At 41.0% G+C, this 24,981-nt stretch carries 25 protein-coding genes, 2 tRNA genes and 1 rRNA gene; all 28 read left to right on the forward strand.

The genetic code is table 11. The features are described from left to right. Window positions 1–71: 71 nt before the first annotated feature. Window positions 72–1,673 (forward strand): polysaccharide biosynthesis protein, encoded by a 1,602-nt coding sequence (locus N667_RS0113885; RefSeq protein WP_027410138.1) that lies wholly within the window; start codon window positions 72–74, stop codon window positions 1,671–1,673. Beyond that, on the forward strand, window positions 1,670–3,133 hold the full coding sequence (mazG, locus tag N667_RS0113890) for a nucleoside triphosphate pyrophosphohydrolase (RefSeq protein WP_027410139.1): 1,464 nt from the start codon (window positions 1,670–1,672) through the stop codon (window positions 3,131–3,133). Before N667_RS0113885 ends, mazG begins: the two co-directional genes overlap by 4 nt. 14 nt (window positions 3,134–3,147) lie before the next feature. Beyond that, window positions 3,148–3,429, forward strand: coding sequence for an RNA-binding S4 domain-containing protein (locus tag N667_RS0113895; protein ID WP_027410140.1), 282 nt, complete (start codon window positions 3,148–3,150; stop codon window positions 3,427–3,429). Window positions 3,430–3,499: 70 nt separating this feature from the next. Beyond that, complete coding sequence (yabP, locus tag N667_RS0113900) at window positions 3,500–3,802, forward strand: sporulation protein YabP (protein ID WP_027410141.1); 303 nt, start codon at window positions 3,500–3,502, stop codon at window positions 3,800–3,802. Further along, window positions 3,799–4,410, forward strand: coding sequence for a spore cortex biosynthesis protein YabQ (gene yabQ / locus N667_RS0113905; protein ID WP_027410142.1), 612 nt, complete (start codon window positions 3,799–3,801; stop codon window positions 4,408–4,410). Before yabP ends, yabQ begins: the two co-directional genes overlap by 4 nt. Before the next feature lie 18 nt (window positions 4,411–4,428). Beyond that, window positions 4,429–4,800: an FtsB family cell division protein gene (locus tag N667_RS0113910; RefSeq protein WP_027410143.1), complete on the forward strand. Its 372-nt coding sequence runs from the start codon at window positions 4,429–4,431 to the stop codon at window positions 4,798–4,800. A gap of 116 nt (window positions 4,801–4,916) precedes the next feature. After that, window positions 4,917–5,315, forward strand: a complete 399-nt coding sequence (locus N667_RS0113915; protein WP_027410144.1) for a S1 domain-containing RNA-binding protein — start codon at window positions 4,917–4,919, stop codon at window positions 5,313–5,315. Window positions 5,316–5,465: 150 nt separating this feature from the next. Next, window positions 5,466–5,539, forward strand: a tRNA-Met gene (locus tag N667_RS0113920). Between the two features lie 14 nt (window positions 5,540–5,553). Further along, window positions 5,554–5,625: transfer RNA gene (locus N667_RS0113925), tRNA-Glu, on the forward strand. Window positions 5,626–5,930: 305 nt separating this feature from the next. Further along, entirely contained in the window at window positions 5,931–8,408 is a 2,478-nt protein-coding gene (spoIIE, locus tag N667_RS0113930; protein WP_027410145.1) for a stage II sporulation protein E, read from the forward strand. Between the two features lie 61 nt (window positions 8,409–8,469). Continuing rightward, window positions 8,470–9,210, forward strand: coding sequence for a vWA domain-containing protein (locus tag N667_RS0113935; RefSeq protein WP_027410146.1), 741 nt, complete (start codon window positions 8,470–8,472; stop codon window positions 9,208–9,210). Beyond that, complete coding sequence (locus tag N667_RS0113940) at window positions 9,179–10,150, forward strand: serine/threonine protein kinase (RefSeq protein WP_035099001.1); 972 nt, start codon at window positions 9,179–9,181, stop codon at window positions 10,148–10,150. The genes N667_RS0113935 and N667_RS0113940 overlap by 32 nt, the downstream gene beginning before the upstream one ends. A gap of 87 nt (window positions 10,151–10,237) precedes the next feature. Further along, complete coding sequence (gene tilS, locus N667_RS0113945) at window positions 10,238–11,623, forward strand: tRNA lysidine(34) synthetase TilS (RefSeq protein ID WP_027410148.1); 1,386 nt, start codon at window positions 10,238–10,240, stop codon at window positions 11,621–11,623. A gap of 20 nt (window positions 11,624–11,643) precedes the next feature. Beyond that, window positions 11,644–12,189 carry a hypoxanthine phosphoribosyltransferase gene (hpt, locus tag N667_RS0113950; protein ID WP_027410149.1) on the forward strand — a complete coding sequence of 182 codons (546 nt, stop codon included), beginning with the start codon at window positions 11,644–11,646 and terminating at the stop codon, window positions 12,187–12,189. A gap of 91 nt (window positions 12,190–12,280) precedes the next feature. After that, the gene (gene ftsH / locus N667_RS0113955) at window positions 12,281–14,170 is read left to right on the forward strand and encodes an ATP-dependent zinc metalloprotease FtsH (protein ID WP_027410150.1); all 1,890 of its coding nucleotides are present in this window, start codon (window positions 12,281–12,283) and stop codon (window positions 14,168–14,170) included. 97 nt (window positions 14,171–14,267) lie between these two features. Next, complete coding sequence (locus tag N667_RS0113960; protein ID WP_027410151.1) at window positions 14,268–15,041, forward strand: type III pantothenate kinase; 774 nt, start codon at window positions 14,268–14,270, stop codon at window positions 15,039–15,041. 15 nt (window positions 15,042–15,056) lie between these two features. Beyond that, the gene (gene hslO / locus N667_RS0113965) at window positions 15,057–15,947 is read left to right on the forward strand and encodes an Hsp33 family molecular chaperone HslO (protein ID WP_027410152.1); all 891 of its coding nucleotides are present in this window, start codon (window positions 15,057–15,059) and stop codon (window positions 15,945–15,947) included. Between the two features lie 85 nt (window positions 15,948–16,032). Beyond that, window positions 16,033–16,959 (forward strand): cysteine synthase A, encoded by a 927-nt coding sequence (gene cysK / locus N667_RS0113970; RefSeq protein ID WP_027410153.1) that lies wholly within the window; start codon window positions 16,033–16,035, stop codon window positions 16,957–16,959. A gap of 96 nt (window positions 16,960–17,055) precedes the next feature. Then, on the forward strand, window positions 17,056–18,471 hold the full coding sequence (trpE, locus tag N667_RS0113975) for an anthranilate synthase component I (protein ID WP_035098994.1): 1,416 nt from the start codon (window positions 17,056–17,058) through the stop codon (window positions 18,469–18,471). Between the two features lie 5 nt (window positions 18,472–18,476). After that, window positions 18,477–19,055, forward strand: a complete 579-nt coding sequence (pabA, locus tag N667_RS0113980; RefSeq protein ID WP_027410155.1) for an aminodeoxychorismate/anthranilate synthase component II — start codon at window positions 18,477–18,479, stop codon at window positions 19,053–19,055. A gap of 3 nt (window positions 19,056–19,058) precedes the next feature. Beyond that, a complete protein-coding gene (pabC, locus tag N667_RS0113985; protein WP_027410156.1) occupies window positions 19,059–19,940 on the forward strand; it encodes an aminodeoxychorismate lyase in 882 nt (293 codons plus the stop codon). Next, on the forward strand, window positions 19,934–20,770 hold the full coding sequence (gene folP, locus N667_RS0113990; RefSeq protein WP_027410157.1) for a dihydropteroate synthase: 837 nt from the start codon (window positions 19,934–19,936) through the stop codon (window positions 20,768–20,770). The genes pabC and folP overlap by 7 nt, the downstream gene beginning before the upstream one ends. Continuing rightward, a complete protein-coding gene (folB, locus tag N667_RS0113995) occupies window positions 20,763–21,122 on the forward strand; it encodes a dihydroneopterin aldolase (RefSeq protein ID WP_027410158.1) in 360 nt (119 codons plus the stop codon). Before folP ends, folB begins: the two co-directional genes overlap by 8 nt. Beyond that, on the forward strand, window positions 21,123–21,650 hold the full coding sequence (gene folK, locus N667_RS0114000) for a 2-amino-4-hydroxy-6-hydroxymethyldihydropteridine diphosphokinase (protein ID WP_027410159.1): 528 nt from the start codon (window positions 21,123–21,125) through the stop codon (window positions 21,648–21,650). It abuts the gene before it with no gap. Further along, a complete protein-coding gene (locus tag N667_RS0114005; RefSeq protein WP_027410160.1) occupies window positions 21,602–21,832 on the forward strand; it encodes a helix-turn-helix domain-containing protein in 231 nt (76 codons plus the stop codon). The genes folK and N667_RS0114005 overlap by 49 nt, the downstream gene beginning before the upstream one ends. Next, the gene (gene dusB, locus N667_RS0114010; protein ID WP_027410161.1) at window positions 21,825–22,826 is read left to right on the forward strand and encodes a tRNA dihydrouridine synthase DusB; all 1,002 of its coding nucleotides are present in this window, start codon (window positions 21,825–21,827) and stop codon (window positions 22,824–22,826) included. Before N667_RS0114005 ends, dusB begins: the two co-directional genes overlap by 8 nt. 83 nt (window positions 22,827–22,909) lie before the next feature. Further along, complete coding sequence (gene lysS, locus N667_RS0114015) at window positions 22,910–24,394, forward strand: lysine--tRNA ligase (protein ID WP_027410162.1); 1,485 nt, start codon at window positions 22,910–22,912, stop codon at window positions 24,392–24,394. Window positions 24,395–24,727: 333 nt separating this feature from the next. After that, a 16S ribosomal RNA gene (locus N667_RS0114020) occupies window positions 24,728–24,981 on the forward strand; the annotation flags it as partial.

Genomic DNA, 24,981 nt, shown 5'->3' on the forward strand with positions numbered 1-24,981 from the left:
CTGCTATGCTGCCTTTTGTTTTTGCGGTATAATGGCAAAGGTTAGCTTTTATTGTTGGAAGGTGAAATAGGATGAATGTAAATGATGGGTCGCGAACTTTGAGCGTGTGGCGAGGGGCAGCTGTATTAACTGTAGCTGCCTTTGTGACGAAAGTATTGAGCGCTTTTTATCGTGTCCCATATCAAAATATTGTTGGCGATGTCGGTTTCTACATTTATCAACAAGTATACCCGATTTACGGGATTGTTACGGCGTTAGCTACATACGGATATCCGGTCGTTATTTCTAAACTGGTGGCAGAACGAGCAGAAGAAAAAGATGAAGAGGGAATTAGCTATATTTTACAAGTCTCCTTGTGGTTTTTAACTATGATCGGTGTGTTTTGTTTTATTTTGTTGTACACAGGAGCAACGTCGATTGCAAAATGGATGGGAGATGAAAAACTTACTCCACTGATCCGTATCATTTCTTTTTCTTTTTTATTGCTTCCGTTTTTATCGGTATTGCGCGGTTATTTTCAAGGAAAAAATGATATGGTCCCTACTGCTATTTCGCAAGTAGCGGAACAATCTGTAAGAGTAGTAACTATTATTGGCTCTTCATACCTTTTAATCAAAAGTGGACATACAATGTACGAAGCCGGGGCAGGGGCGATCTTTGGCTCGTTAACAGGAGGATTGGCAGCCCTTCTATTGTTAAGTGCCTATTGGTTGCGGAGGAGGCGATTACAGCATCTGAATCCAATAACCACGTTACGTGCTGGAACCATTATTCGTTATTTGTTCGTGCAAGGGTTGACGATTTGTGTAGCCAATATGGTTTTGACGCTTACCCAGCTTGCCGATGCCATGTCGTTATTATCTTTGTTAATACACCATGGAATAGAAGAGCATACTGCTAAAATGTTAAAAGGGGCTTATGATCGTGGTCAGCCGCTTCTTCAACTAGGAACAGTTGTCGCTACGTCATTTTCCTTAACGCTCGTACCGCTTATAGCGGGGGCAAAAAAACGAGGAGACGATGCATTTATTTTAGAAAAAATGAATTTATCTCTTCGTATTGCAATGGTCATTGGTATTGGCGCTTCTTTCGGTTTGGCCATTTTAATTCGTCCAACTAATATTATGTTATTTGAAAATGATGCTGGTTCTTGGCAGTTGGCTATTTTAGCAATATCCATTTTCTTTGCGACAATGTCCCTTACCGCTTCAGCGCTTCTTCAGGGAATAGGGTATGAGCGTTTTTCGATTATTGGGGTAGTCATTGCTTTTATTTGTAAATGGTTGTGCAATATATGGTTCGTTCACATGTTTGGAATCACTGGAGCCGCATTAGCTACTTTGCTTTCATATATGTTAATGTTTATATTTTTGTACTGGATATTGCAAAAAAATACAGGTGTTCCGCTGATTAGGAAAAAAGATATATATGCTATGATAAAAGCGGCCTTTATAATGATTGTGACATTACAGTTATATATGTGGTTGACAGAGTCATGGCAGGAAAGCCGTTTGGGAGCGGCTGGACAAGCTTTGGCTGGAGTACTGCTTGGAGGAAGTGTTTATATTATAATGGTTTTCAAAGGAACAATTTTTTCTCCACAAGAGGCAACCTTTTTTCCGTTTGGGGAAAAATTACATAGATTTCTTTCCAAAATAGGTGATGAACAGTGAATACGATTTTTATTTTTGGTTTAGGGGCAGGAGACATTGATCAGCTGCCGCTTGGTATTTACCGCAAATTAAAAAGCGCTTCTCCTCTTTTTTTGCGTACGAAAGAGCATCCTGTTGTGCAGGTATTAGAAGAGGAAGGAGTTCCGTTTACTTCGTTTGATGTTCTTTACGAAAAATACGACACATTTGAAGAAGTGTATGTGGAAATTGTCCGCGTTCTATTGGAAGAGGCGCAAACGACCGACGTTTTTTATGCTGTTCCGGGCCATCCTTTTGTGGCCGAAAAAACGGTCCAACTTTTATTAGAGGCGGAGCGGCAGCAAAAATGTCGTGTGGTTATTGAGGGGGGACAAAGCTTTTTAGATGCGCTGTTCACCTCTTTGCGCATTGACCCAATTGAAGGATTTCAGCTCATCGATGCGACATCGTTTCGTGAGGATGAGTGGCAATTAACGCACCATGTTGTGTTTTGTCAAGTGTATGACTCATTCATTGCTTCAGAAGTGAAACTTGCGTTAATGGAACAGCTGCCAGACGATTATCAGGTGTATGTTGTAGTAGCAGTAGGAAGCGCAGATGAAAAAATTATTCAAATTCCTTTGTACGAGTTAGATCGTATGACGGAATTAAGCAATCTAACCAGTGTTTACGTGCCGCCTGTGAAGGATGAAACGATGCTGTACCATCGCTTTGAAACATTGCGTCGCGTCATTGCGACATTGCGAGGTCCAAATGGCTGTCCATGGGATCGCAAACAAACGCACGAGTCATTAAAAAAATACTTGCTCGAAGAGACATACGAATTGTTTGATGCAATTGACAAGCACGATGACGATGGAATCATTGAGGAGCTCGGTGATGTTTTATTGCAGGTCATGTTGCATGCGCAAATCGGCGAGGATGAAGGAATATTTTCGATTGTTGATGTGATCAAAGGCATCACGGAAAAGATGATTCGCCGCCACCCGCACGTATTCGGGGACGTGACGGTGCAAAATGCGGACGAAGTAGTAGAAAATTGGCAACGCATCAAAGAAAGAGAAAAACAAGACCGCACAAAGTCGTTGCTTGATGAAGTGACGAGAAGTCTACCTAACCTATTAAAAGCATACGAATTCCAGGCAAAGGCAGCAAAAGCAGGCTTTGACTGGGATGATGTAAAGCCGATGTGGGATAAAGTAGAAGAAGAAATAAAGGAATTTAAAAACGAAATTTCTAAAAATCATCAGAATCTAAAGAAGCGGATGAATGAATTTGGCGATATATTATTTGCGCTTGTCAACATTGCACGTTATTACAAAATCAACCCGGAAGAAGCGCTACATGCTACAAATATGAAGTTTTATCGCCGTTTTTCTTATATTGAAGAGCAAGTGAAAAAGCACGGCTTGCGCATGGAATCGTTATCGCTACAGCAACTGGATCAATGGTGGGAAGAAGCAAAAGAAAAAGGTTTATAAGGAGGGGATTTTTGATGCGTCTTGATAAGTTCTTAAAGGTATCGCGTCTCATTAAACGGCGAACGCTGGCAAAGGAAGTGGCAGATCAGGGGCGCGTAGCTATTAACGGCATAACGGCGAAAGCTAGCTCTACGGTGAAAGTAGGAGATGAAGTTACGATTCAATTTGGGCAAAAACATGTAACGGTTAAAATTACAGATTTAAAAGAAACAACGAAAAAAGAAGAAGCTCCCCATCTTTACGAAATTATAAAAGAAGAGCGCATTGATAGGGAAACGTTCCAAGACGAGGTGTGACAGCTTGTTCTAAAATTTCCCCTACATTCATACACATGGTACAAATGTGAGATGAATGCGGGGGATGAGTATGAACCAACATTATGATGGAATGAATAATAAAGGATCTGTGCAAGAGCACGACGTCATTATGCGGGGACGCCGCCTTTTAGATATTACTGGGGTTAAGCAAGTTGAAAGTTTTGATAGCGAAGAATTTTTGCTTGAAACAGTGATGGGCTTTTTATCGATCCGAGGACAAAATTTACAAATGAAAAATTTAGATGTCGATAAAGGCGTCGTCTCGATCAAAGGCAAAATATTTGACCTTATATACTTAGATGAACATCATCAGGAGAAGGCTAAAGGATTCTTTAGCAAGTTGTTCAAATGAGTGTAAACACTCAGCTTGAAACGATGTTTGCGATGATTGTGATGGGAGTTTGGCTCGGTTTGGCGCTGGATACGTACAATCGCTTTTTGCAGCGGCCGAACCGTACTCGTTTTATTGTTTTTATTAACGATATTTTGTTTTGGCTCCTCCAAGGTCTTATTACTTTTTATATATTATTGCTTGTAAATAAAGGTGAACTACGGTTTCACATTTTTTTGGCGATTTTATGCGGTTATGCAGCCTATCAAAGCTTATTCCAAACCATCTACCTAAAGCTGCTAGAAATGCTCATTCGCATTTTTACGGCATTGTACCGCTTTTTTATAAGGACATGCTATTACGTCATCGTTCGTCCAATTCAATGGCTTTTTCATCTCATATTATTGCTTTTATTGTTCTTATGGAAAGTATTTCTTTCGGTTTTCAAAACTCTCTTTCGATGTATCACTTTGTTGCTGAGACCTTTCCGCTTGCTAGGGAAATGGATTTGGGAGATGGTTCCTTTTAAATGGAGAGCGCCAGTTACAAAATTTTTTCTTTGGTTGGCAGGAGTTGTACAAAAAGGAACGAATATGTTCATAAAATGGGGCGCTAAATTCCGAAAATAAGAGTGGAGGTATAAAAACGTGGGTGCTTTACATAAAAACAAGGTGACAAAGCTTCAGTCCTCATATGTTCTCGCACAAGAAGAAAAGGAAAGAAAAGCATTAAAAAGGCGGCGCATCATTGCCGTTCGCTTTACTTTTTTAGGCGTGGTAATGGCAGCGTTGTCAGCCTTCTTTTTATATACTCTCCACTCCCAATCTTCCAATATTGAAACAAAAATTCAAAATCAAAAAAAGCTGGAACAGCAGTTAAAAGTATTAGAAAAGCGACAAAAGCGGCTGGAAGAGGAAATCAAAAAATTGCATGATGATGACTATATTGCTGAATTAGCCCGAAAAAAATACTTTCTGTCAAAAGACGGAGAGATTATCTTTACTGTTCCACAAAAATAAGCGAGAACCCGCTAAAGACATAGGCGTTGAGCTTATTGACACTTGTTTTTTGCATTCGTTATAATAAAGAAAATAATTTTTTACTTTTTTAAGGATTAAGGAGGAGCACTTTTTTTATGTCAATTGAAGTAGGCAGCAAGTTACAAGGCAAAGTAACGGGAATTACAAAATTCGGAGCGTTTGTGGAGCTGCCAGAAGGCGTAACGGGTTTAGTGCATATTAGTGAAGTAGCCGATAACTATGTCAAAGATATCAATGATCATCTCAAAGTAGGAGATGTTGTTGAGGTAAAAGTTATTAACGTTGAAAAAGATGGAAAAATCGGCTTATCCATTAAAAAGGCAAAAGAATCGCAGTCTTCACAGCGTCCGCGTACAAAAGCAAACGATCGTGCCGCAAAGGAAAGCTTCGAACAAAAAATCAGCCGTTTTTTAAAAGAAAGCGAAGATCGTTTGGCATCTCTCAAACGACATACTGAATCAAAGCGGGGAGGTCGCGGTGCGAGACGCGGTTAACTTGCTGCTGAATCATGTTATAATATAGCAGGTATGGAATAAGAAAAAAGCATCCAAACGATTAGGATGCTTTTTCTTTGGTTAATAAAATGCGGTAAAAAATATTGACAAAAGAATAGATCATGGTTAAAATATTAATTGTCGTTGAATGGCGGCGTAGCTCAGCTGGCTAGAGCGTACGGTTCATACCCGTGAGGTCGGGGGTTCGATTCCCTCCGCCGCTATAACTAAATAACAAGGCCCGTTGGTCAAGTGGTTAAGACACCGCCCTTTCACGGCGGTAACACGGGTTCGAATCCCGTACGGGTCACTAATTAAAGATGTTTCCTAATTTGGAAACATCTTTTTTTTAATTTTTTAACCCTTGCACATGATGCTCGTTTGAAAAACTTAAGGAATAAAGCGGCTCGTAATACGTATGAACCTCTCTCACCTGCAATCTGTTAAGAGGTGGGAGACTTCTCGGTTTATGTTAAAGAATAAATTTGTATGACTATGGCATGTTAGCGAGAAATTCGTCGAACGTTTTTTTGGGTAGCTTTCCTTTTTTGACAAATTTTTGACAATTCAGAAGATATAATAAGGCTAATAGAAAAGCAAAGGAGTGGATCGGGAATGGAAAGAATCGAAAGACGTTTAATGAACCAAATTTCGGAGGTGCCATTAAACGAAACACAGGCTGTTTTCTCACGCTGGACGAGACATTTAAAGTTAAGATTGGGACACTTATTTGTTCAGAAAGGTTTTGCTTTATTAGTTATCGGTTTTCTCCTTGGACGAGCCCTCATTTTATCAAAACTTATTCCATTTGCGCTCCCGTTTTTCGTATCTGTTTATATGATGCGCCGAGATAAAGCGGGATTGGCGTTCATTGCCCTTGCAGCTGGAGCATTGACGATATCGTTTGAAACAGCTGTGTTTGTTTTTGCAGGAATGTCTAGCTTCTTATTGCTAAACCAGTTTTTGAAAAAGTTTTTTGATGACTCACTAAAAATAGCTCCTTTTGTTGTATTTTGTCTTTCGCTTTCTACAAAATTAGCGATGATATATTTTTGGTCGGGCACTCCAACAATGTATGAAACTGTAATGGCCTTGATTGAAGCAGGTCTTGGTTTTGTTCTCACTCTTATTTTTCTGCAAAGCATCCCTCTTTTAACTGTACAAAAATACAAGCAATCATTGCGGGCAGAAGAAATTATTTCGCTCGTTATTTTGCTTGCTTCGATGTTGACAGGAACGATCGGCTGGAAAATCTCCTATTTATCGGTAGAGCATATTTTAGCGCGATATCTTGTATTACTATTTGCTTTTGTTGCTGGAACGACTACCGGTTCGACGGTAGGGGTAGTAACGGGCTTGATTTTAAGCTTAGCGAATGTTGACAATTTATATGAAATGAGTTTATTGGCGTTTGCTGGTCTTTTAGGCGGGCTGCTAAAAGAAGGAAGGAAAATCGGTACTTCTCTTGGTTTATTAATAGCTACCCTATTAATTGGTTTATATGGAAACGGCAAAGCGGACGCAATTCCAACGGTGCTGGAGTCTTGTTTCGCGGTAGCTTTATTTTTGTTGACTCCGCGTTCATTAATTGAAAAAGTAGCTAAGTACATTCCTGGAACAGTTGAGTATATGAATGAACAGCAACAGTACGTAAGGAAAGTTCGTGATGTAACGGCGCAAAGAGTATCTCAATTTTCCCGTGTATTTCAGGCGCTGGCTAGCAGTTTTTCTAGCGAACGGACTTCTCTTGAGCATGAGTATGGCGAAAAAGAGATTGACTACTTTCTTAGCGATATTACGGAAAAAACATGCCAAACATGCTTCAGAAAAGAACAATGTTGGTCCCAGCAGTTTGATACAACATATGAGTACATGAAACAAATTATGATAGAGGTAGATGGAGAAAATATTTCACAGAACCATAAACTGTTACGTGAATGGGATCGTTACTGCATTAAGGCGAAAAAAGTAGTAGATGTGATGGAAAAGGATATGGCTACTTACCAAGCGAATAAAAAGCTGCGAAAACGAATTCAAGAAAGCAGGAAACTCGTAGCAGAACAATTAATGGGCGTTTCGCAAGTTATGGAGGATTTTGCTAAAGAAATCCAACGTGAGCAGGAAAATCATTATTTGCAGGAGGAACAAATTTTCCACGCATTACAAGAGTTCGGAATTGAAGTTGGGCATGTTGATATTTACAGTTTGGAAAAAGGAAATATTGATATTGAAATGAGTATTCCATATTGCGATGGGCGTGGGGAATGTGAAAAACTGATTGCACCGATGCTTTCTGATATTTTAGATGAAACGATTGTGGTCAAAAGAGAGGAATGTGCCGCATATCCGAACGGATATTGTCGTGTAGCCTTTGGGTCAACGAAAGCGTTCGTTGTAGAAACGGGTGTGGCTTTTGCGGCAAAAGGTGGAGGATTTGTCTCAGGTGATAGTTATTCGATGATTGAACTCGGGGCAGGAAAATATGCGATTGCCATTAGCGATGGGATGGGAAATGGAGAAAGAGCTCATAATGAGAGCAATGAAACGTTACGTTTATTGCAAAAAATCTTACAAACAGGTATCGACGAAACGGTAGCGATTAAATCAATTAACTCTATTCTTGCATTGCGAACAACCGACGAAATTTTCTCGACGCTAGACTTGGCGATTATTGATTTACAAAACGCCGCTACTAAATTTTTAAAAATCGGATCTACGCCGAGCTTTGTAAAGAGAGGAAATAAAGTGATGAAAATTGAATCAAGCAACTTGCCTATGGGAATTATTAAGGAATTTGAATTCGAAATTGTAAGTGAACAATTAAAGGCGGGAGATTTATTAATCATGATGAGTGATGGTGTATTCGAAGGACCTTCTCACGTAGAAAACCATGAGTTATGGATGAAGAGAAAAATAATGGAACTACAAACAAATGATCCTCAAGAAGTGGCAGATCTCATTATGGAAGAGGTGATTCGAACTCGTTCAGGAAGAATTGAAGATGATATGACGGTAGTGGTAGCAAAAGTGAAACACAATACGCCAAAATGGGCTACCATTCCAGCATATATGTATGCAAAGAAGGCTCAATAAGTATAAAATCCTTTCATTCCGTCGATGATGGTAATACATCATTCGAGGAGGGAAATGGAAGGTGCGAAAAGGAACATTACGGCAAATTTTATTAATTACGGACGGTTGTTCGAATCATGGGGAAGATCCTATTGCGATGGCCGCCCTTGCAAAGGAACAAGGGATTACAGTAAATGTTATCGGGGTGCTCGATCAAGATACAATCGATGAGAACGGTTTACGAGAAATTGAAGGAATTGCGATGGCAGGAGGCGGTGTGAGCCAAGTCGTTTATGCAAAGCAACTATCCCAAACTGTTCAAATGGTAACGCGAAAGGCAATGACACAAACATTGCAAGGTGTTGTAAATAAAGAACTGAAACAAATCTTAGGGTCGAACGCGTCATTGGAGGATTTACCGCCGGAAAAACGCGGTGAAGTAATGGAAGTCGTTGACGAACTTGGAGAAACAGTCGAATTAGAAGTTTTAATATTAATAGATACGAGCGGAAGTATGAAAACGAAATTGCCAACAGTCAAAGAGGCGTTGTTTGATTTATCGCTAAGTCTTAACGCCCGCATTGGCGATAATCAATTTTCGGTTTTTGTATTTCCGGGGAAACACGGAAATACAGAAAAAGTGCTTGATTGGACACCAAACCTTGAATCGTTATCTTCTGTATTTCCTAAACTGACATCAGGAGGGCTTACACCAACAGGTCCTGCATTGCGTGAAGCTGTTGCTTTCTATTTTGAGAAAAAACGTTCTCTAAGGGGTTTGATTTCCGGTGATGAATCATACTTTGAAGAATCATCTATGTAAGCTTTCAGTCGGAACGGTTGTTGTTGGAAAATGGCATCACCATGCTTACAAAATTATCAAGCTGCTCGGTAATGGAGCTAACGGAGCTGTTTATTTAGCAGAAAGCAAGAGAGGGCTTGTCGCTATCAAAGTTAGCGACAGTAACACCACCATTCTATCAGAAGTAAATGTATTAAAACGTTTTTCCAAGGTCCAGGGAGTCGCCCTTGGGCCTTCTTTGCTAGATGTAGATGATTGGTTTGATCCTTCTGTCAATCGGCTCATTCCTTTCTATGTTATGGAATATATACGGGGAGAAGAATTTTTTACTTTTATTAAGAAGAGGGGAAAAGAATGGATTATTATTTTAATGCTGCAATTATTGTCTTCATTAGAGAAACTCCATAAAGAAGGATGGGTATTTGGGGACTTAAAGCCAGAAAATTTGCTAGTGGCAGGGATGCCGCCAACGATTCGCCTTCTCGATGTGGGAGGTACAACGTTACAAGGAAGAGCCATTAAAGAATTTACGGAATTTTACGATCGGGGATATTGGGGACTCGGCTCAAGGAAAGCAGATCCCGCCTATGATTTATTTGCGGTAGCGATGATCATGATTCATGCTTGCTATCCACGGAAATTTGAACGAAAGGAAAATGCTCGGCAACAATTATCCGAGATGATTCAGGCAGATGCGACACTTCGTAAATATCACAAGGTGCTTATGAAAGCAATTGACGGAACTTATAAGCAAGCGATTGAAATGAAGCGAGATTTAGTCGCTGCTCTTCACCATAACGATCTTTTAAAAAAAGAAAGTCAGCCACCGTTGAGAAAAACAAGAAATCAAAGGAAAATGCAAAGGAAAGCGAAAAAAAGAGGTGGAATCGTAGAAACAGCGGTGATCGTCGCAACATTACTATTTGCATATGTATTGTATTTATATGGTCAAGTGCTTTAGAAGACAGACCGTCTTTTTTGAGAAAAAATTTTATTAATGATACGATAAATGGTGAAGAAAAATGTCCTAAAAGAGGGTTATTGCTGTATGCTTTCAATCGTTCGTTCATTTATTCAAAAGCACGAATTGCTAACACCAAATTCGACTATCGTTGTTGGCGTATCAGGAGGACCAGACTCTCTTGCATTGCTGCATTTTTTTTATGGCATTCAACATGAATGGAAGCTTCGGTTAATCGCGGTTCATGTCGATCATATGTTTCGCGGTAAACAATCCGAAGAAGATATGAATTTTGTGAAACATTTTTGTGACCAAATCGGTATTATATGTGAGGCAAAACAAATTGATGTCCCCTCTTTCCAACGTCGGACAAAAATGGGGGCTCAAGAAGCGGCTCGTGAATGTCGATACCGTTTTTTTAAGGAAATAATGGACAAATATTCTGCAACTTATTTGGCATTGGCGCACCATGGCGATGATCAAATTGAGACCATTTTGATGCGTTTCGTTCGCGGAAGCAGTGGAAAAGGATATGCAGGCATTCCGTTTAAGCGTCCATTTCATAATGGTTATATTATTCGTCCGTTTTTATGCATCAGCCGCGATGAAATTGAAATGTATTGCAGCGAACATGGCCTTCATCCGCGCTACGATGCTAGCAACGAGAAAGATGATTATACAAGAAATCGGTTTCGTCATGCAATCCTTCCTTTTTTAAAGAGGGAAAATCCGCGTGTTCATGAACGGTTTCAGCACTATAGCGAAACAGTCATCGAAGATGAAACGTTTTTAGAGGAATTAACGAACGAAGCGATGAATAAGGTAATGGAAAAACAATTTAACCAGGTAACATTACAAATTAAGCCGTTTCGATCGTTGCCGAAACCTTTACAAAGAAGAGGGATTCAACTAATATTGAACTATCTGTATGATGAAATTCCTTCCTCTTTGTCCTCAATACATATAAGCAATATAATAACTTTTTTGAACAATGACCATCCTTCAGGTAGGTTGGATTTTCCAAACAAATTAAAAATCATTCGTTCTTATGATATTTGCATTTTTACGTTTCAGGAAAAAAAATATAGCACTTATGCATTTAACTTAAATATTCCCTCAACATTACATCTGCCAAACGGATATGCAATCATTAGTGAAATTCGGGAACACTATCCGAGAGAACAAAAAGGGAATGAAGTGCTCATTCTTGATCCTGATACAGTCACATTTCCACTGCGTGTTCGAACGAGAAGAACTGGCGATCGCATGGCATTGAAAGGAACGAATGGAACAAAAAAAATCAAAGACATCTTTATTGAAAAAAAAATTCCGATGCATGAAAGAGATCAATGGCCGGTGCTTGAGGATGGGCAGGGAAGGATTTTATGGCTTCCAGGGCTAAAAAAATCTGCTTTTGAAGCAACTGATATTACAAAAACACGGTATCTTGTATTACACTATAAAGAGCAATGAACATCTAGGAGGAAAAGAAAATGGGGATGAATCAAGACATTCAAAAAATTTTAGTGACACAAGAACAAATACAAGAAAAAGTAAAAGAATTGGGAAAGCTATTAACTGAAGAGTATGAAGGTCGCTTTCCGCTCGCTGTTGGAGTATTAAAAGGTGCTCTGCCTTTTATGGCTGATTTATTGAAGCATATTGATACATACTTAGAAATGGATTTTATGGACGTGTCCAGCTATGGAAATGCAACTGTATCATCGGGAGAAGTCAAGATTTTAAAAGATTTGAACACCTCTGTTGAAGGACGCGATATTTTGATTATTGAGGACATTATTGACAGCGGCTTAACGCTAAGCTATTTAGTGGATTTGTTCCGCTACCGGAAAGCCAAATCCATTAAAATTGTCACACTGCTAGATAAACCTTCCGGACGGAAAGCGAATATTGAAGCTGATTATGTAGGATTTATCGTACCGGATGAGTTTGTTGTTGGTTATGGACTAGATTATAGCGAAAAGTATCGGAACCTTCCTTACATTGGCGTTCTGAAGCCAGAAGTATATAGTAAATAAGCTGCTAGCCGATGCGGTGAATTTGTTGTATTGGAATGATTTTCTATGGTACTATTGACTATAGCGTGTTTTATATGGGAGGAGGCAAGAAATGAATCGGATCTTCCGTAATACAATATTTTATTTACTGATTTTTCTCGTGGTCATTGGGGTTGTCAGCTTCTTTAACGGAAGTAACCAGCGGACTGAACCGATGACATACGATGCTTTTATTACTCACCTCGAAAACGGTGATGTTAAATCGTTTTCAATGAAGCCGGAACGCGGCGTATATGAAATTAGAGGACAGTTGAAAACATATGGCGAAGGTCAATATTTTTCGACATATGTTATGAATAGTGATCCCGTTTTAAACCGCATTGACGCAGCAGCCAAACGGACGAGAGTGGAAGTGATGCCGGCCGATGAAACAAGCGGTTGGGTAACGTTCTTTACATCCATCATTCCGTTTGTAATCATTTTCATTTTGTTTTTCTTCTTGCTCAATCAAGCGCAAGGCGGCGGCAGCCGAGTTATGAACTTCGGGAAAAGCCGAGCAAGACTTTACAGTGAAGATAAGAAAAAGGTGCGCTTCCGCGATGTGGCAGGGGCAGATGAGGAAAAACAAGAGCTTGTTGAGATTGTAGAGTTTTTAAAAGATCCAAGAAAATTTGCTGAACTTGGGGCCCGTATTCCAAAAGGTGTGCTTCTTGTTGGACCTCCTGGTACAGGGAAAACATTATTAGCACGTGCGGTAGCAGGAGAAGCAGGGGTTCCGTTTTTCTCCATCAGCGGTTCGGATTTTGTTGAGATGTTCGTAGGGGTCGGCGCGTCCCGCGTGCGCGACTTGTTTGAGACAGCGAAAAAGAATGCGCCTTGTATAATCTTTATTGACGAAATTGATGCAGTTGGACGTCAACGCGGCGCAGGACTTGGCGGCGGACACGACGAGCGCGAGCAAACATTGAACCAACTGCTTGTTGAAATGGACGGATTTAGCGGAAATGAAGGAATTATTATTATCGCTGCGACCAACCGTCCAGACATTTTAGACCCGGCGTTGTTGCGTCCAGGACGCTTTGACCGCCAAATTACGGTAGACCGTCCGGATGTCAAGGGACGCGAGGCGGTATTGCGCGTTCATGCCCGCAATAAGCCGCTAGATGAATCAGTCGACTTAAAGTCAATTGCAATGCGTACGCCCGGTTTTTCTGGTGCTGATTTAGAAAACTTGCTTAATGAGGCGGCGCTTGTCGCGGCACGACAAAATAAAAAGAAAATTGATATGAGCGACATCGATGAAGCGACAGACCGCGTCATTGCCGGACCAGCGAAAAAGAGTCGCGTCATCTCTGAAAAAGAGCGACGCATTGTCGCCTACCATGAAGCTGGCCATACAGTGATCGGAATGGTATTAGCGGATGCTGAGATGGTTCACAAGGTTACCATTGTGCCACGTGGGCAAGCTGGTGGTTATGCGGTGATGCTTCCGAAAGAAGATCGTTACTTCATGACGAAGCCGGAGTTATTGGATAAAATTACGGGCTTGTTAGGGGGGCGTGTCGCTGAAGAAATCGTGTTTAGTGAAGTCAGCACGGGAGCGCATAACGACTTCCAGCGTGCGACAAACATCGCCCGCCGGATGGTAACGGAATTTGGGATGAGCGACAAGCTTGGTCCAATGCAGTTCGGTCAGTCTCACGGTCAAGTATTTTTAGGCCGCGATCTGCATAATGAACAAAACTACAGCGACCAAATCGCTTATGAAATTGATTTAGAAATTCAACGCATTATTAAGGAATGTTACGAAAAAGCGAAAAACATTTTAACGGAACATCGAGATAAGTTAGAACTGATCGCTAAAACATTGCTTGAGGTAGAAACGTTAGATGCCGAGCAAATTAAACATTTGTTTGAACATGGCACATTGCCAAATCGCAATGGAAACAGCGACAAACAAGATGATTTGAAAGTAAATATCCATACAAAGAAAGAAGAATAAGATGTCTCTTTTATAGGGACATCTTTTTTTACCGTTCAGGGAAACACTTATGGTATGATGAAAAAAGTAAGAATGTGTGAAAAGTGGGGATGAAGCGATGATTTTTGTGTTAGATGTCGGCAATACAAATACGGTTTTAGGGGTTTATGATGGAGATGAATTAAAACATCATTGGCGAATTGAGACGAGCCGTGCCAAAACAGAAGATGAATATGGCATGACCATTAAAGCGCTCCTCAACCATGTCGATCTTGATTTTTCAGATATTCACGGCATTATTATCTCTTCCGTTGTGCCGCCAATTATGTTTGCTTTAGAGCGGATGTGTCTGAAATATTTCCATATCAAGCCGCTCATTGTTGGTCCAGGGATTAAAACGGGATTAAATATAAAATACGACAATCCAAAGGAAGTCGGGGCGGATCGCATTGTAAATGCCGTTGCAGGTATTCATTTATACGGAAGCCCGTTGATTATTGTAGATTTTGGAACAGCAACTACGTATTGTTACATCAACGAACATAAACAATATATGGGGGGAGCGATTGCGCCAGGGATTACAATTTCGACCGAAGCTCTCTATTCTCGGGCAGCTAAATTGCCGCGCATTGAAATCGCTCGTCCGGATGATATTATCGGAAAAAATACCGTAAGCGCTATGCAAGCAGGTATATTGTATGGATATGTTGGACAAGTGGAAGGAATCGTGTCACGGATGAAAGAAAAGAGCCCGATTCCACCGAAAGTTATTGCTACGGGAGGGTTAGCTCCCCTTATTGCACACGAGTCTAACGTGATTGATATTGTCGATCCATTTTTAACACTCAAAGGACTGCAACTCCTTTATATGAAAAATGTAGACAAAAAATAAGAAAAGGTGAACGATATGTCAGACTACTTAGTTAAAGCATTAGCGTATGAAGGACAAGTAAGAGCCTATGCTGTACGAACGACCAACACGATAAGCGAAGCCCAACGCAGACATCAAACATGGCCAACGGCTTCAGCCGCTCTTGGTCGCGCGATGACCGCAGGAGTGATGATGGGCGCGATGCTGAAAGGTGATAGTCAGCTAACAATCAAAATTGAAGGCGGAGGGCCGATTGGCGCCATTCTTGTCGATAGCAACGCCAAAGGTGAAGTAAGGGGATATGTGACAAACCCTCACGTTCATTTTGATTTAAACCAATATGGCAAATTAGATGTGGCACGAGCTGTCGGAACAAACGGAATGCTAACTGTGGTCAAAGATTTAGGATTGCGCGACTTTTTTACAGGGCAAGTGCCGCTTGTGTCTGGAGAACTCGGCGAGGACTTTACGTACTATTTTGTTTCATCTGAGCAAGTTCCTTCTTCTGTCGGCGTGGGGGTGCTTGTTAATCCTGATCAAACGATATTGGCAGCGGGAGGATTTATTATTCAGCTGATGCCTAATACAGAAGAAAAGACGATTACAGAAATAGAGGAACGGCTTAAATCTATTCCACCAGTCTCGAAAATGATTGAGAACGGGTTAACTCCTGAAGAAATTTTAAATGAACTGCTTGGCGAAGGAAATGTAAAAATTCTTGAGACCCTTCCAGTTGCTTTTGTTTGTCGCTGTTCGCGCGAACGTATTGCCAATGCGATCATTAGTTTAGGCGCTGATGAAATTCAGGAGATGATTGATGAACAAGGTCATGCAGAAGCATCGTGCCATTTTTGCAATGAAACATATCATTTCACAAAACAAGAGTTAGAAGAGTTAAAGCGTATTGCACAGTCGCCATCCGAGTGAAAAATTAAATAATTGACAATTGAGCAAATAGTTGATAAATTTTAAACAAATTCGATAAAATTACTCGGGATTAGGGGTGGATCAAATGGCACGTGCAGTCAACTCTATTACGGAATTAATTGGAGACACACCAGCGGTAAAATTAAACCGCATTGTCGACGGGGATAGCGCAGATGTATATGTTAAATTAGAATTTATGAACCCAGGGAGCAGTGTTAAAGATCGTATTGCATTGGCGATGATTGAAGCGGCTGAAAAAGAAGGGGAATTAAAGCCAGGAGATACACTCATTGAGCCTACGAGCGGCAATACAGGAATAGGGCTAGCGATGGTTGCTGCTGCCAAAGGATATAAGGCGATTCTTGTTATGCCGGATACAATGAGTTTAGAGCGCCGTAATTTATTGCGCGCTTACGGGGCTGAGCTAGTATTAACACCGGGAAGCGAAGGCATGCGCGGTGCGATTCGCAAAGCCGAGGAATTGGCTGCGGAGCACGGTTATTTCATGCCACAGCAGTTTAAAAACGAGGCAAACCCGGAAATTCATCGCCTCACAACTGGCAAAGAAATTGTGGAACAAATGGGCGATCAGCTAGATGCGTTTGTGGCTGGCATCGGTACAGGCGGAACAATTACAGGAGCGGGCGAAGTGCTTCGCGAAGCATATCCAAATATTAAAATCTATGCCGTTGAACCTGCTGATTCTCCAGTTTTATCAGGTGGAAAACCAGGTCCACATAAAATTCAGGGGATTGGCGCAGGATTCGTTCCGGATATTTTGAATACGAACATTTATGATGAAGTAATTACAGTAAAAACAGAAGAAGCATTTGAAGCAGCTCGTCGCGCCGCACGGGAAGAAGGGATATTAGGCGGCATTTCGTCCGGTGCAGCTATTCATGCCGCATTGAAAGTAGCAAAGCAACTCGGCAAGGGGAAGAGAGTACTAGCGATTATTCCTAGCAATGGTGAACGTTATTTAAGTACAGCTTTATATCAGTTCGAAGAATAATTTGAAGCAATATGTCGGCAGGGAAGACTCCCTGTCGAAATTTTTTTATAGTACAATATGCTTGTGCAGTAAAGGAAGGGGTGTACCGACCAGCTTATGCGATTACGAAAAATATTGAGGCGAAAAATTTCTTATCAACAACAAGATTGGTTTAAGCAGTATAGATTTCTCATCCAAAATGAGCCGTATCATGCGTTGCTAGAAAGTGGCCGTTCCGGGCGCTACAGCATTATTGGATTGCGGCCTGTTGGAATCGTACAAGGCAAAGGACAGGAGCTTTGGATTCGCTATCGTGGAGAAGAAACTCGTTTGCAAGGGAACCCTTTGCATTTAATGAAACAATGGTTTGCCCAATTTGAATCCGTTTCTTGTGAGGATGGCCCAGACTTCCAAGGTGGAGCAATTGGCTATATAAGCTACGATTGTGCCCGATATATCGAACGACTTCCCTCGACAGCAGAAGACGACCTTAGGCTTCCTGATCTATATTTTTTAATTTTTGATGATGTATTTGTTTACGATCATGAAGAGCAAACATTACATTTGCTTGTTCATTATGAGGAAGAAGTACGCCATGAAGCAGAACAACGTTTAATCTTATATGAGGAGCTATGGTTAAGGAAGAACGGAGAAGTCAAACCGATGCCGTTCAACCCAACAGAACAACCCGGAACGGTTTCTATGACAGAAGCACAGTTTATGGAGGCTGTGGAAAAGGTTCGCCAGTACATCGCGCAAGGGGATGTATTTCAGGTAAATTTGTCTGTAAGGCAGTCGAGACCACTATTGACGCATCCCTTTCATATTTACGAGAAGCTTCGTCTTCTTAACCCTTCACCGTATATGGCCTATCTTCATTTTCCAGAGTTTCAAATCGTGAGCGGTTCTCCTGAACTGCTTGTCAAAAAGCGAGGGTCATATGTGAGCACAAGGCCAATTGCCGGAACTCGTTCACGCGGCAAAACGGCAGAAGAAGATGAGAGAATTGCTAATGAACTCTTAACAAACGAGAAAGAGCGGGCGGAGCATGTCATGCTTGTCGATTTGGAACGCAATGATCTAGGAAGAGTATGTAAGTATGGCACGGTCAAAGTAGATGAATGGATGACCATTGAGCAATATTCCCATGTGATGCATATCGTATCGCATGTATCAGGGGAATTGGAAAGTGAGAAAGATGCATTTGATGTAATCCAGGCAGCATTTCCTGGAGGAACAATCACCGGTGCACCGAAAGTACGTACAATGGAGATTATTGAGGAGTTAGAACCAGTAAGAAGGGGTATTTATACAGGTTCAATTGGCTGGATCGGTTTTAACGGAGATATGGAGTTGAATATTGCTATTCGGACGATGATTGCCAAAGATGGCCTTGCACACGTACAAGCGGGCGCAGGAATAGTGATTGATTCGCGTCCGCAGTATGAGTATAAGGAGTGTTTGAAAAAAGCGATTGCCCTTTGGAAGGCAAAAGAGATGAGCGAAGCAGAGCAACCATTTATGACGAGGTGAGAAAGATGATTTTAATGATTGATAATTATGATTCATTTACGTACAATTTAGTCCAATATTTAGGCACTTTGGGAGAAGAGTTGCTTGTCAAACGAAATGATGAGGTGACAATTCAAGAGATTGAGCAAATCAATCCTGATTTTCTTATGATTTCACCTGGACCGTGCAGCCCGAATGAAGCAGGAATTAGTCTAGCCGCGATTCAATATTTCGCGGGAAAAATTCCGATTTTTGGCGTGTGTCTAGGCCACCAATCCATCGCCCAAGTGTTTGGGGGAGAAGTGGTGCAGGCTCAAAAGTTAATGCACGGCAAAACATCACAAATTTTTCATGATGGAAGGACGATCTTTTCCGATATCCCAAATCCGTTTACTGCTACCCGCTATCATTCACTAATTGTAAAAAAGGAAACTTTGCCGGATTGTTTCGAAATTTCTGCGTGGACAGAAGACGACGAGATTATGGCGATTCGCCATAAAACGCTTCCGATAGAAGGTGTGCAATTTCACCCGGAATCTATTATGACGGCACATGGCATGGAGCTATTGAAAAATTTTATCCAAATATACAAAAGGGTTCGATAATCAATGTATGTATATGTCAATGGGGAGATTGTTCGAAAAGAGGAAGCACGCATTTCGCCATTTGACCATGGCTTTATGTATGGGCTAGGAGCTTTTGAAACGTTTCGTACTTATAAGGGCCATCCATTTTTATTAGATGATCACATTAAAAGGCTTAATGAGAGTTTATTGGAGCTGAACATTTCTTTAACATTGCGTCGCGATGAAGTGATGGGGATTATCAACAGGTTATTAGAAGCCAACCAACTTAATGATGCGTATATCCGCTTCAATGTGTCAGCTGGGGTGGGCGATATCGGATTACACACGGGAGAGTATGCGAAACCGACTGTGATTGCATATATGAAACCTTTGCCGCTGTTTTTCTCAGCAGAGAAAACGTGCAAGATTTTAAAGACAAGGCGAAACAGTCCAGAAGGAGAAAGGCGGCTCAAATCCCATCATTATTTAAACAACATCCTTGGAAAGCGGGAGATCGGAAATGATCCCCAAATGGAGGGGGTATTTCTTAGTGAAAAAGGATTTCTTGCCGAAGGAATTGTGTCCAATCTCTTTTGGGTAAGAAACGGGGTTGTATACACACCGTCACTTGAGACAGGTATTTTAAATGGAATTACAAGGCAGTTTTTATTGGAACTTCTTTCTGTATTGAAAATTCATTACGAGGAAGGGTTATACTCTGTAAATGAATTAGAAACGGCAGAGGAAGTATTTTTAACAAATTCCATTCAGGAAATCGTGCCCGTCTCTCAAGTTGACGAACACAGTTATCTTGGAAAAAGAGGGCCGTTGACACAATTGCTAAAAAAATATTATAAACATTTCGCACCTTCTTTATGGACAAGACATGAACTAATGGAAAGGAACGACCTGACATTATGGTAAACACAATTCAATGTGGACCTTACACCCTTGATATAGAACGGAAAACTATCGTCATGGGAATTTTAAATGTTACTCCGGACTCTTTCTCGGACGGAGGCCGATTTGCTGTGCTCGAACGCGCTGTTGAACATGCAAAAAAATTGGTGGCGGACGGGGCGGATATAATCGATATTGGGGGCGAATCGACACGTCCGGGGGCCGAAAAGGTATCGCTAGAAGAGGAATTGCAGAGAGTGATTCCGGTTGTAAAAGCGGTGGCAACCGCGGTGAATGTTCCTATTTCTATTGATACGTATAAGGCAGAAGTAGCCAAACAGGCCATTGAAGCAGGCGCTCATATCATTAATGATATATGGGGAGCAAAGGCTGATCCGGAAATGGCGAAAATAGCTGCCCGTTACGACGTTCCCATCATTTTAATGCATAATCGCCAACGTCCTGATTACAAAGATTTAATTAATGATATGGTTTCTGATCTGTTAGAAAGTGTAGAAATTGCAAAGAAAGCAGGAGTGAAAGATGACAAAATCATCTTAGATCCTGGGATTGGTTTTGCGAAAACAGCAGAGCATAATTTAAAAGTCATGCGTCATCTAGAGGAATTCACAAAACTTGGATATCCTTTATTGTTAGGAACGTCGCGCAAATCATTTATCGGACATGTTCTTGACCTACCGGTTCATGAACGGGTGGAAGGAACGGGAGCGACTGTTTGTCTCGGTATTGCAAAAGGCGTCCACATCGTTCGTGTACACGACGTGTTGCCGATGACGAGAATGGCAAAAATGATGGATGCGATGATCGGTAAAGGGGGCGAGGGCCATCGATAAAATTTATGTGAACGGGATGGAGTTTTATGGGTATCATGGAGCGCTTCCTGAGGAGAATGTACTTGGCCAACGTTTCTTTGTGGACTTAGTTGTTGAAACTGATTTGAGAAAAGCAGGAGAAAGTGATTGTCTAGATGATACGATCAATTATGCTGAGCTGTATGAAATTTGCCAAGGAATTGTAGAAGAACAACAATTTGCTCTTATTGAAGCTGTCGCCGAGCAAATTGCCCAGCAAATTTTATCTTCTTTTTCAAGCGTGTTGCAATGCACGGTGAAAGTAACGAAGCCGAACCCGCCAATTAAAGGGCATTACCAATCTGTGGCGGTAGAGGTAGTGAGGGGGCGTTGAATGGATAATTACGCATATATTGCGCTCGGATCGAATATAGGCGAGCGTTTTCAGTACTTGCGTGAGGCTGTCAGAAGATTAGAAAGCCATGAACGCATCTCAGTTATCCAAACGTCTTCGATTTATGAAACAGATCCTGTCGGTTATACTCAGCAAAATAAATTTTTAAATATGGTTGTTCAAGTTAAAACCTCACTTTCGCCATTTGCGTTGCTGGAGGTGACGCAAAAAATTGAAATTGATCTTGGAAGAAAAAGGATAATTAAGTGGGGACCGCGTACGATAGACCTTGACATTTTATTATATAATCATGAAAATATTGAAACAGAGCAACTTACTATTCCACACCCACGAATAGCAGAGAGAGCGTTTGTATTGGTTCCGTTGCTTGAACTTAATAGAAATATAAAAATTCCAAATGCGGAGCAAAATTTAGCTTTAGTAATAAATCAATTACCAGATAAAGAAGGGGTACGTATATGGAAGCAGAAAAGTGGGGGAGACGTATTCGCGCTTTTCGAAAGTTAAAAGGGTACACACAAGAGCGATTTGCCAAAGATTTAGGCATATCTGTATCGATTTTAGGAGAAATTGAGCGCGGGAATCGGTTGCCAACGGAACAGTTTCTACAAATGGCGGCAGAACGCTTAAACATAGCAGTGGAGGAGCTTTATCCACCAGGTGAAGAAAGGAGGTTAGAAAATGTTTAAAATCGGTGATGTTGAAATTAAAAACCGTGTTGTTCTTGCTCCGATGGCAGGGGTTTGCAATTCAGCGTTTCGTCTTACTGTTAAAGAATTCGGCGCAGGTCTTGTTTGTGCGGAAATGGTTAGTGATAAAGGAATTTTGTTCAACAATGAAAAAACGATGGGCATGCTTTACATTGATGAGCGGGAAAAGCCACTAAGCCTGCAAATTTTCGGTGGTGAAAAAGAAACACTAGTTGAAGCGGCAAAATTCGTTGATAAAAATACGAATGCCGATATTATCGATATTAATATGGGATGTCCTGTGCCGAAAATCACAAAATGTGACGCTGGCGCCAAGTGGCTATTAGACCCGAACAAAATTTATGATGTAGTGAGCGCTGTTGTTGACGCTGTTGAAAAGCCTGTAACAGTTAAAATGCGAATTGGTTGGGACGAAGACCATATTTTTGCGGTAGAAAACGCCCAAGCAGTCGAGCGGGCAGGCGGCAAGGCTGTTGCGGTTCATGGAAGAACTAGAGTGCAGATGTATGAAGGAAAAGCTGACTGGAACATCATTAAACAAGTGAAAGAAGCGGTTAAAATCCCTGTAATCGGAAATGGTGATGTCCAAACCCCTCAGGATGCTAAAAGAATGTTAGAAGAAATAGGGGTTGACGGCGTAATGATCGGCCGTGCTGCTCTTGGAAATCCATGGATGATTTATCGCACGGTTCGTTATCTAGAAACAGGAGAGCTAATGCCAGAGCCTTCTGTCAGAGAAAAAATCGATGTGTGTATTTTGCACTTGGATCGTTTAATCGCCTTGAAAAATGAATATATTGCGGTAAAAGAGATGCGTAAACATGCTGCGTGGTACTTAAAAGGGGTCCGCGGCAATGCTAAGGTGCGAAACGCCATTAATGAATGCAATACTCGGGAAGAATTAGTTAATCTTTTGATGAATTTTGTAGAAGAAGTGGAAGCAAAACAACAAAACGATGTGCAGGCTGTGTAAATAAGTGAATGAGTATAATGATTATTTACTGTCAGCCTTAGCTGGCAGTATTTTTTAATAAATTTTAAAATGGAGTGGATTTTATGAGTCACGAAGAATTAAATGACCAATTGCGTGTACGCCGAGAAAAAATGAATAAATTAAGAGAAAAAGGCATTGACCCATTTGGCAAGAAGTTTGAGCGCACACACAAAGCACAAGAACTGTTTGACTTATATGGCGACCTATCAAAAGAGGAATTAGAGGAAAAGCAAATCAAAGTAGCTATTGCCGGCCGTATCATGACAAAACGCGGCAAAGGAAAAGCAGGGTTTGCCCACATTCAAGATTTAACGGGTCAAATTCAAATCTATGTCCGCCAAGACGAAGTTGGCGAAGAACAATATGAGGTATTTGACACTTCCGATTTAGGAGATATTGTAGGTATTCACGGTACCGTTTTTAAAACAAAAGTAGGCGAATTGTCAGTCAAAGCTACCTCTTACGAATTTTTGACAAAAGCATTGCGTCCATTGCCAGAGAAGTACCACGGGTTAAAGGATATTGAGCAACGCTACCGTCAACGTTACTTAGATTTAATTATGAACCCGGAAAGTAAAAATACATTTATTACACGTAGTTTAATTATTCAATCTATGCGCCGCTATTTAGATAACAATGGATATTTAGAGGTAGAAACACCGATGATGCACTCCATTGCTGGAGGGGCAGCAGCCCGACCGTTTATTACCCATCACAACGCGCTCGATATTCCTTTATATATGCGTATTGCTATTGAGTTGCATTTAAAGCGTCTCATTGTCGGTGGGTTAGAAAAGGTGTATGAAATTGGACGAGTATTCCGTAATGAAGGGGTTTCTACACGCCATAATCCAGAATTTACAATGCTTGAGTTGTACGAGGCGTATGCAGATTATCAAGATATTATGAGCCTTACAGAAAATATGATTGCCTATATTGCTCAAGAAGTATTAGGCACCACAAAAATTCAATATGGGGAGCACGAGGTAGATTTAACTCCTAAGTGGAAACGACTTCATATGGTAGATGCGATTAAAGAATATGTAGGTGTGGATTTCTGGAAGGAGATGACTGACGAAGAGGCGCGTGAGCTAGCAAAAGAGCATGGTGTAGAAGTCGCGCCACATATGACGTTTGGTCACATTGTTAATGAGTTTTTTGAGCAGAAAGTAGAAGATAAACTTATTCAACCAACCTTCATTTATGGTCATCCAGTTGAAATTTCGCCATTGGCAAAGAAAAATCCAGAAGATCCACGCTTTACAGACCGTTTTGAACTGTTTATTGTCGGGCGCGAGCATGCGAATGCCTTTACGGAGCTAAACGACCCAATTGATCAAAGAGAGCGATTTGAAGCGCAGCTTAAAGAGCGTGAGCAGGGCAATGACGAGGCACATGAGATGGATGAGGACTTTATCGAAGCGTTAGAATACGGTATGCCACCAACGGGTGGATTAGGAATAGGTATTGACCGACTTGTTATGCTATTAACAAATTCTCCGTCAATCCGAGATGTGCTCTTATTCCCGCAAATGCGTAATAAATAATACATTTACATTAACAGTAAATCCCCTGCAAAGTTTAGATTTGCAGGGGATTTGAATTATAAAATAAACTTCTTAAATATATTCCATTATTTTCATAAAAAAATTAGTTGATTTATTAGGGGAAAGATGATAAATTATAAAACGTCGCTTCTGATGAGAGACAAAACACAAAAAGATATTCTAAAGGTGTTGACAACGAAATTTATAAATGTTATATTAATAAAGTCGCCTGTAAGCGATAAAATATTAATGATATGTTGAAGTATGTTCTTTGAAAACTGAACAAAACGAAGCGTCCACGTCAATTAATGATTGAGTATGGAAATAGAACTTTCTTTGGAGAGTTTGATCCTGGCTCAGGACGAACGCTGGCGGCGTGCCTAATACATGCAAGTCGAGCGGACTAAAAGGGGCTTGCTCCTTTTAGTTAGCGGCGGACGGGTGAGTAACACGTGGGCAACCTGCCCGTAAGATCGGGATAACTTCGGGAAACCGGAGCTAATACCGGATAACACTGAAGACCGCATGGTCTTTGGTTGAAAGGCGGCTTCGGCTGTCACTTACGGATGGGCCCGCGGCGCATTAGC

This window comes from Anoxybacillus tepidamans PS2 (assembly GCF_000620165.1).
Classification (GTDB): Bacteria; Bacillota; Bacilli; order Bacillales; family Anoxybacillaceae; genus Anoxybacteroides; species Anoxybacteroides tepidamans_A.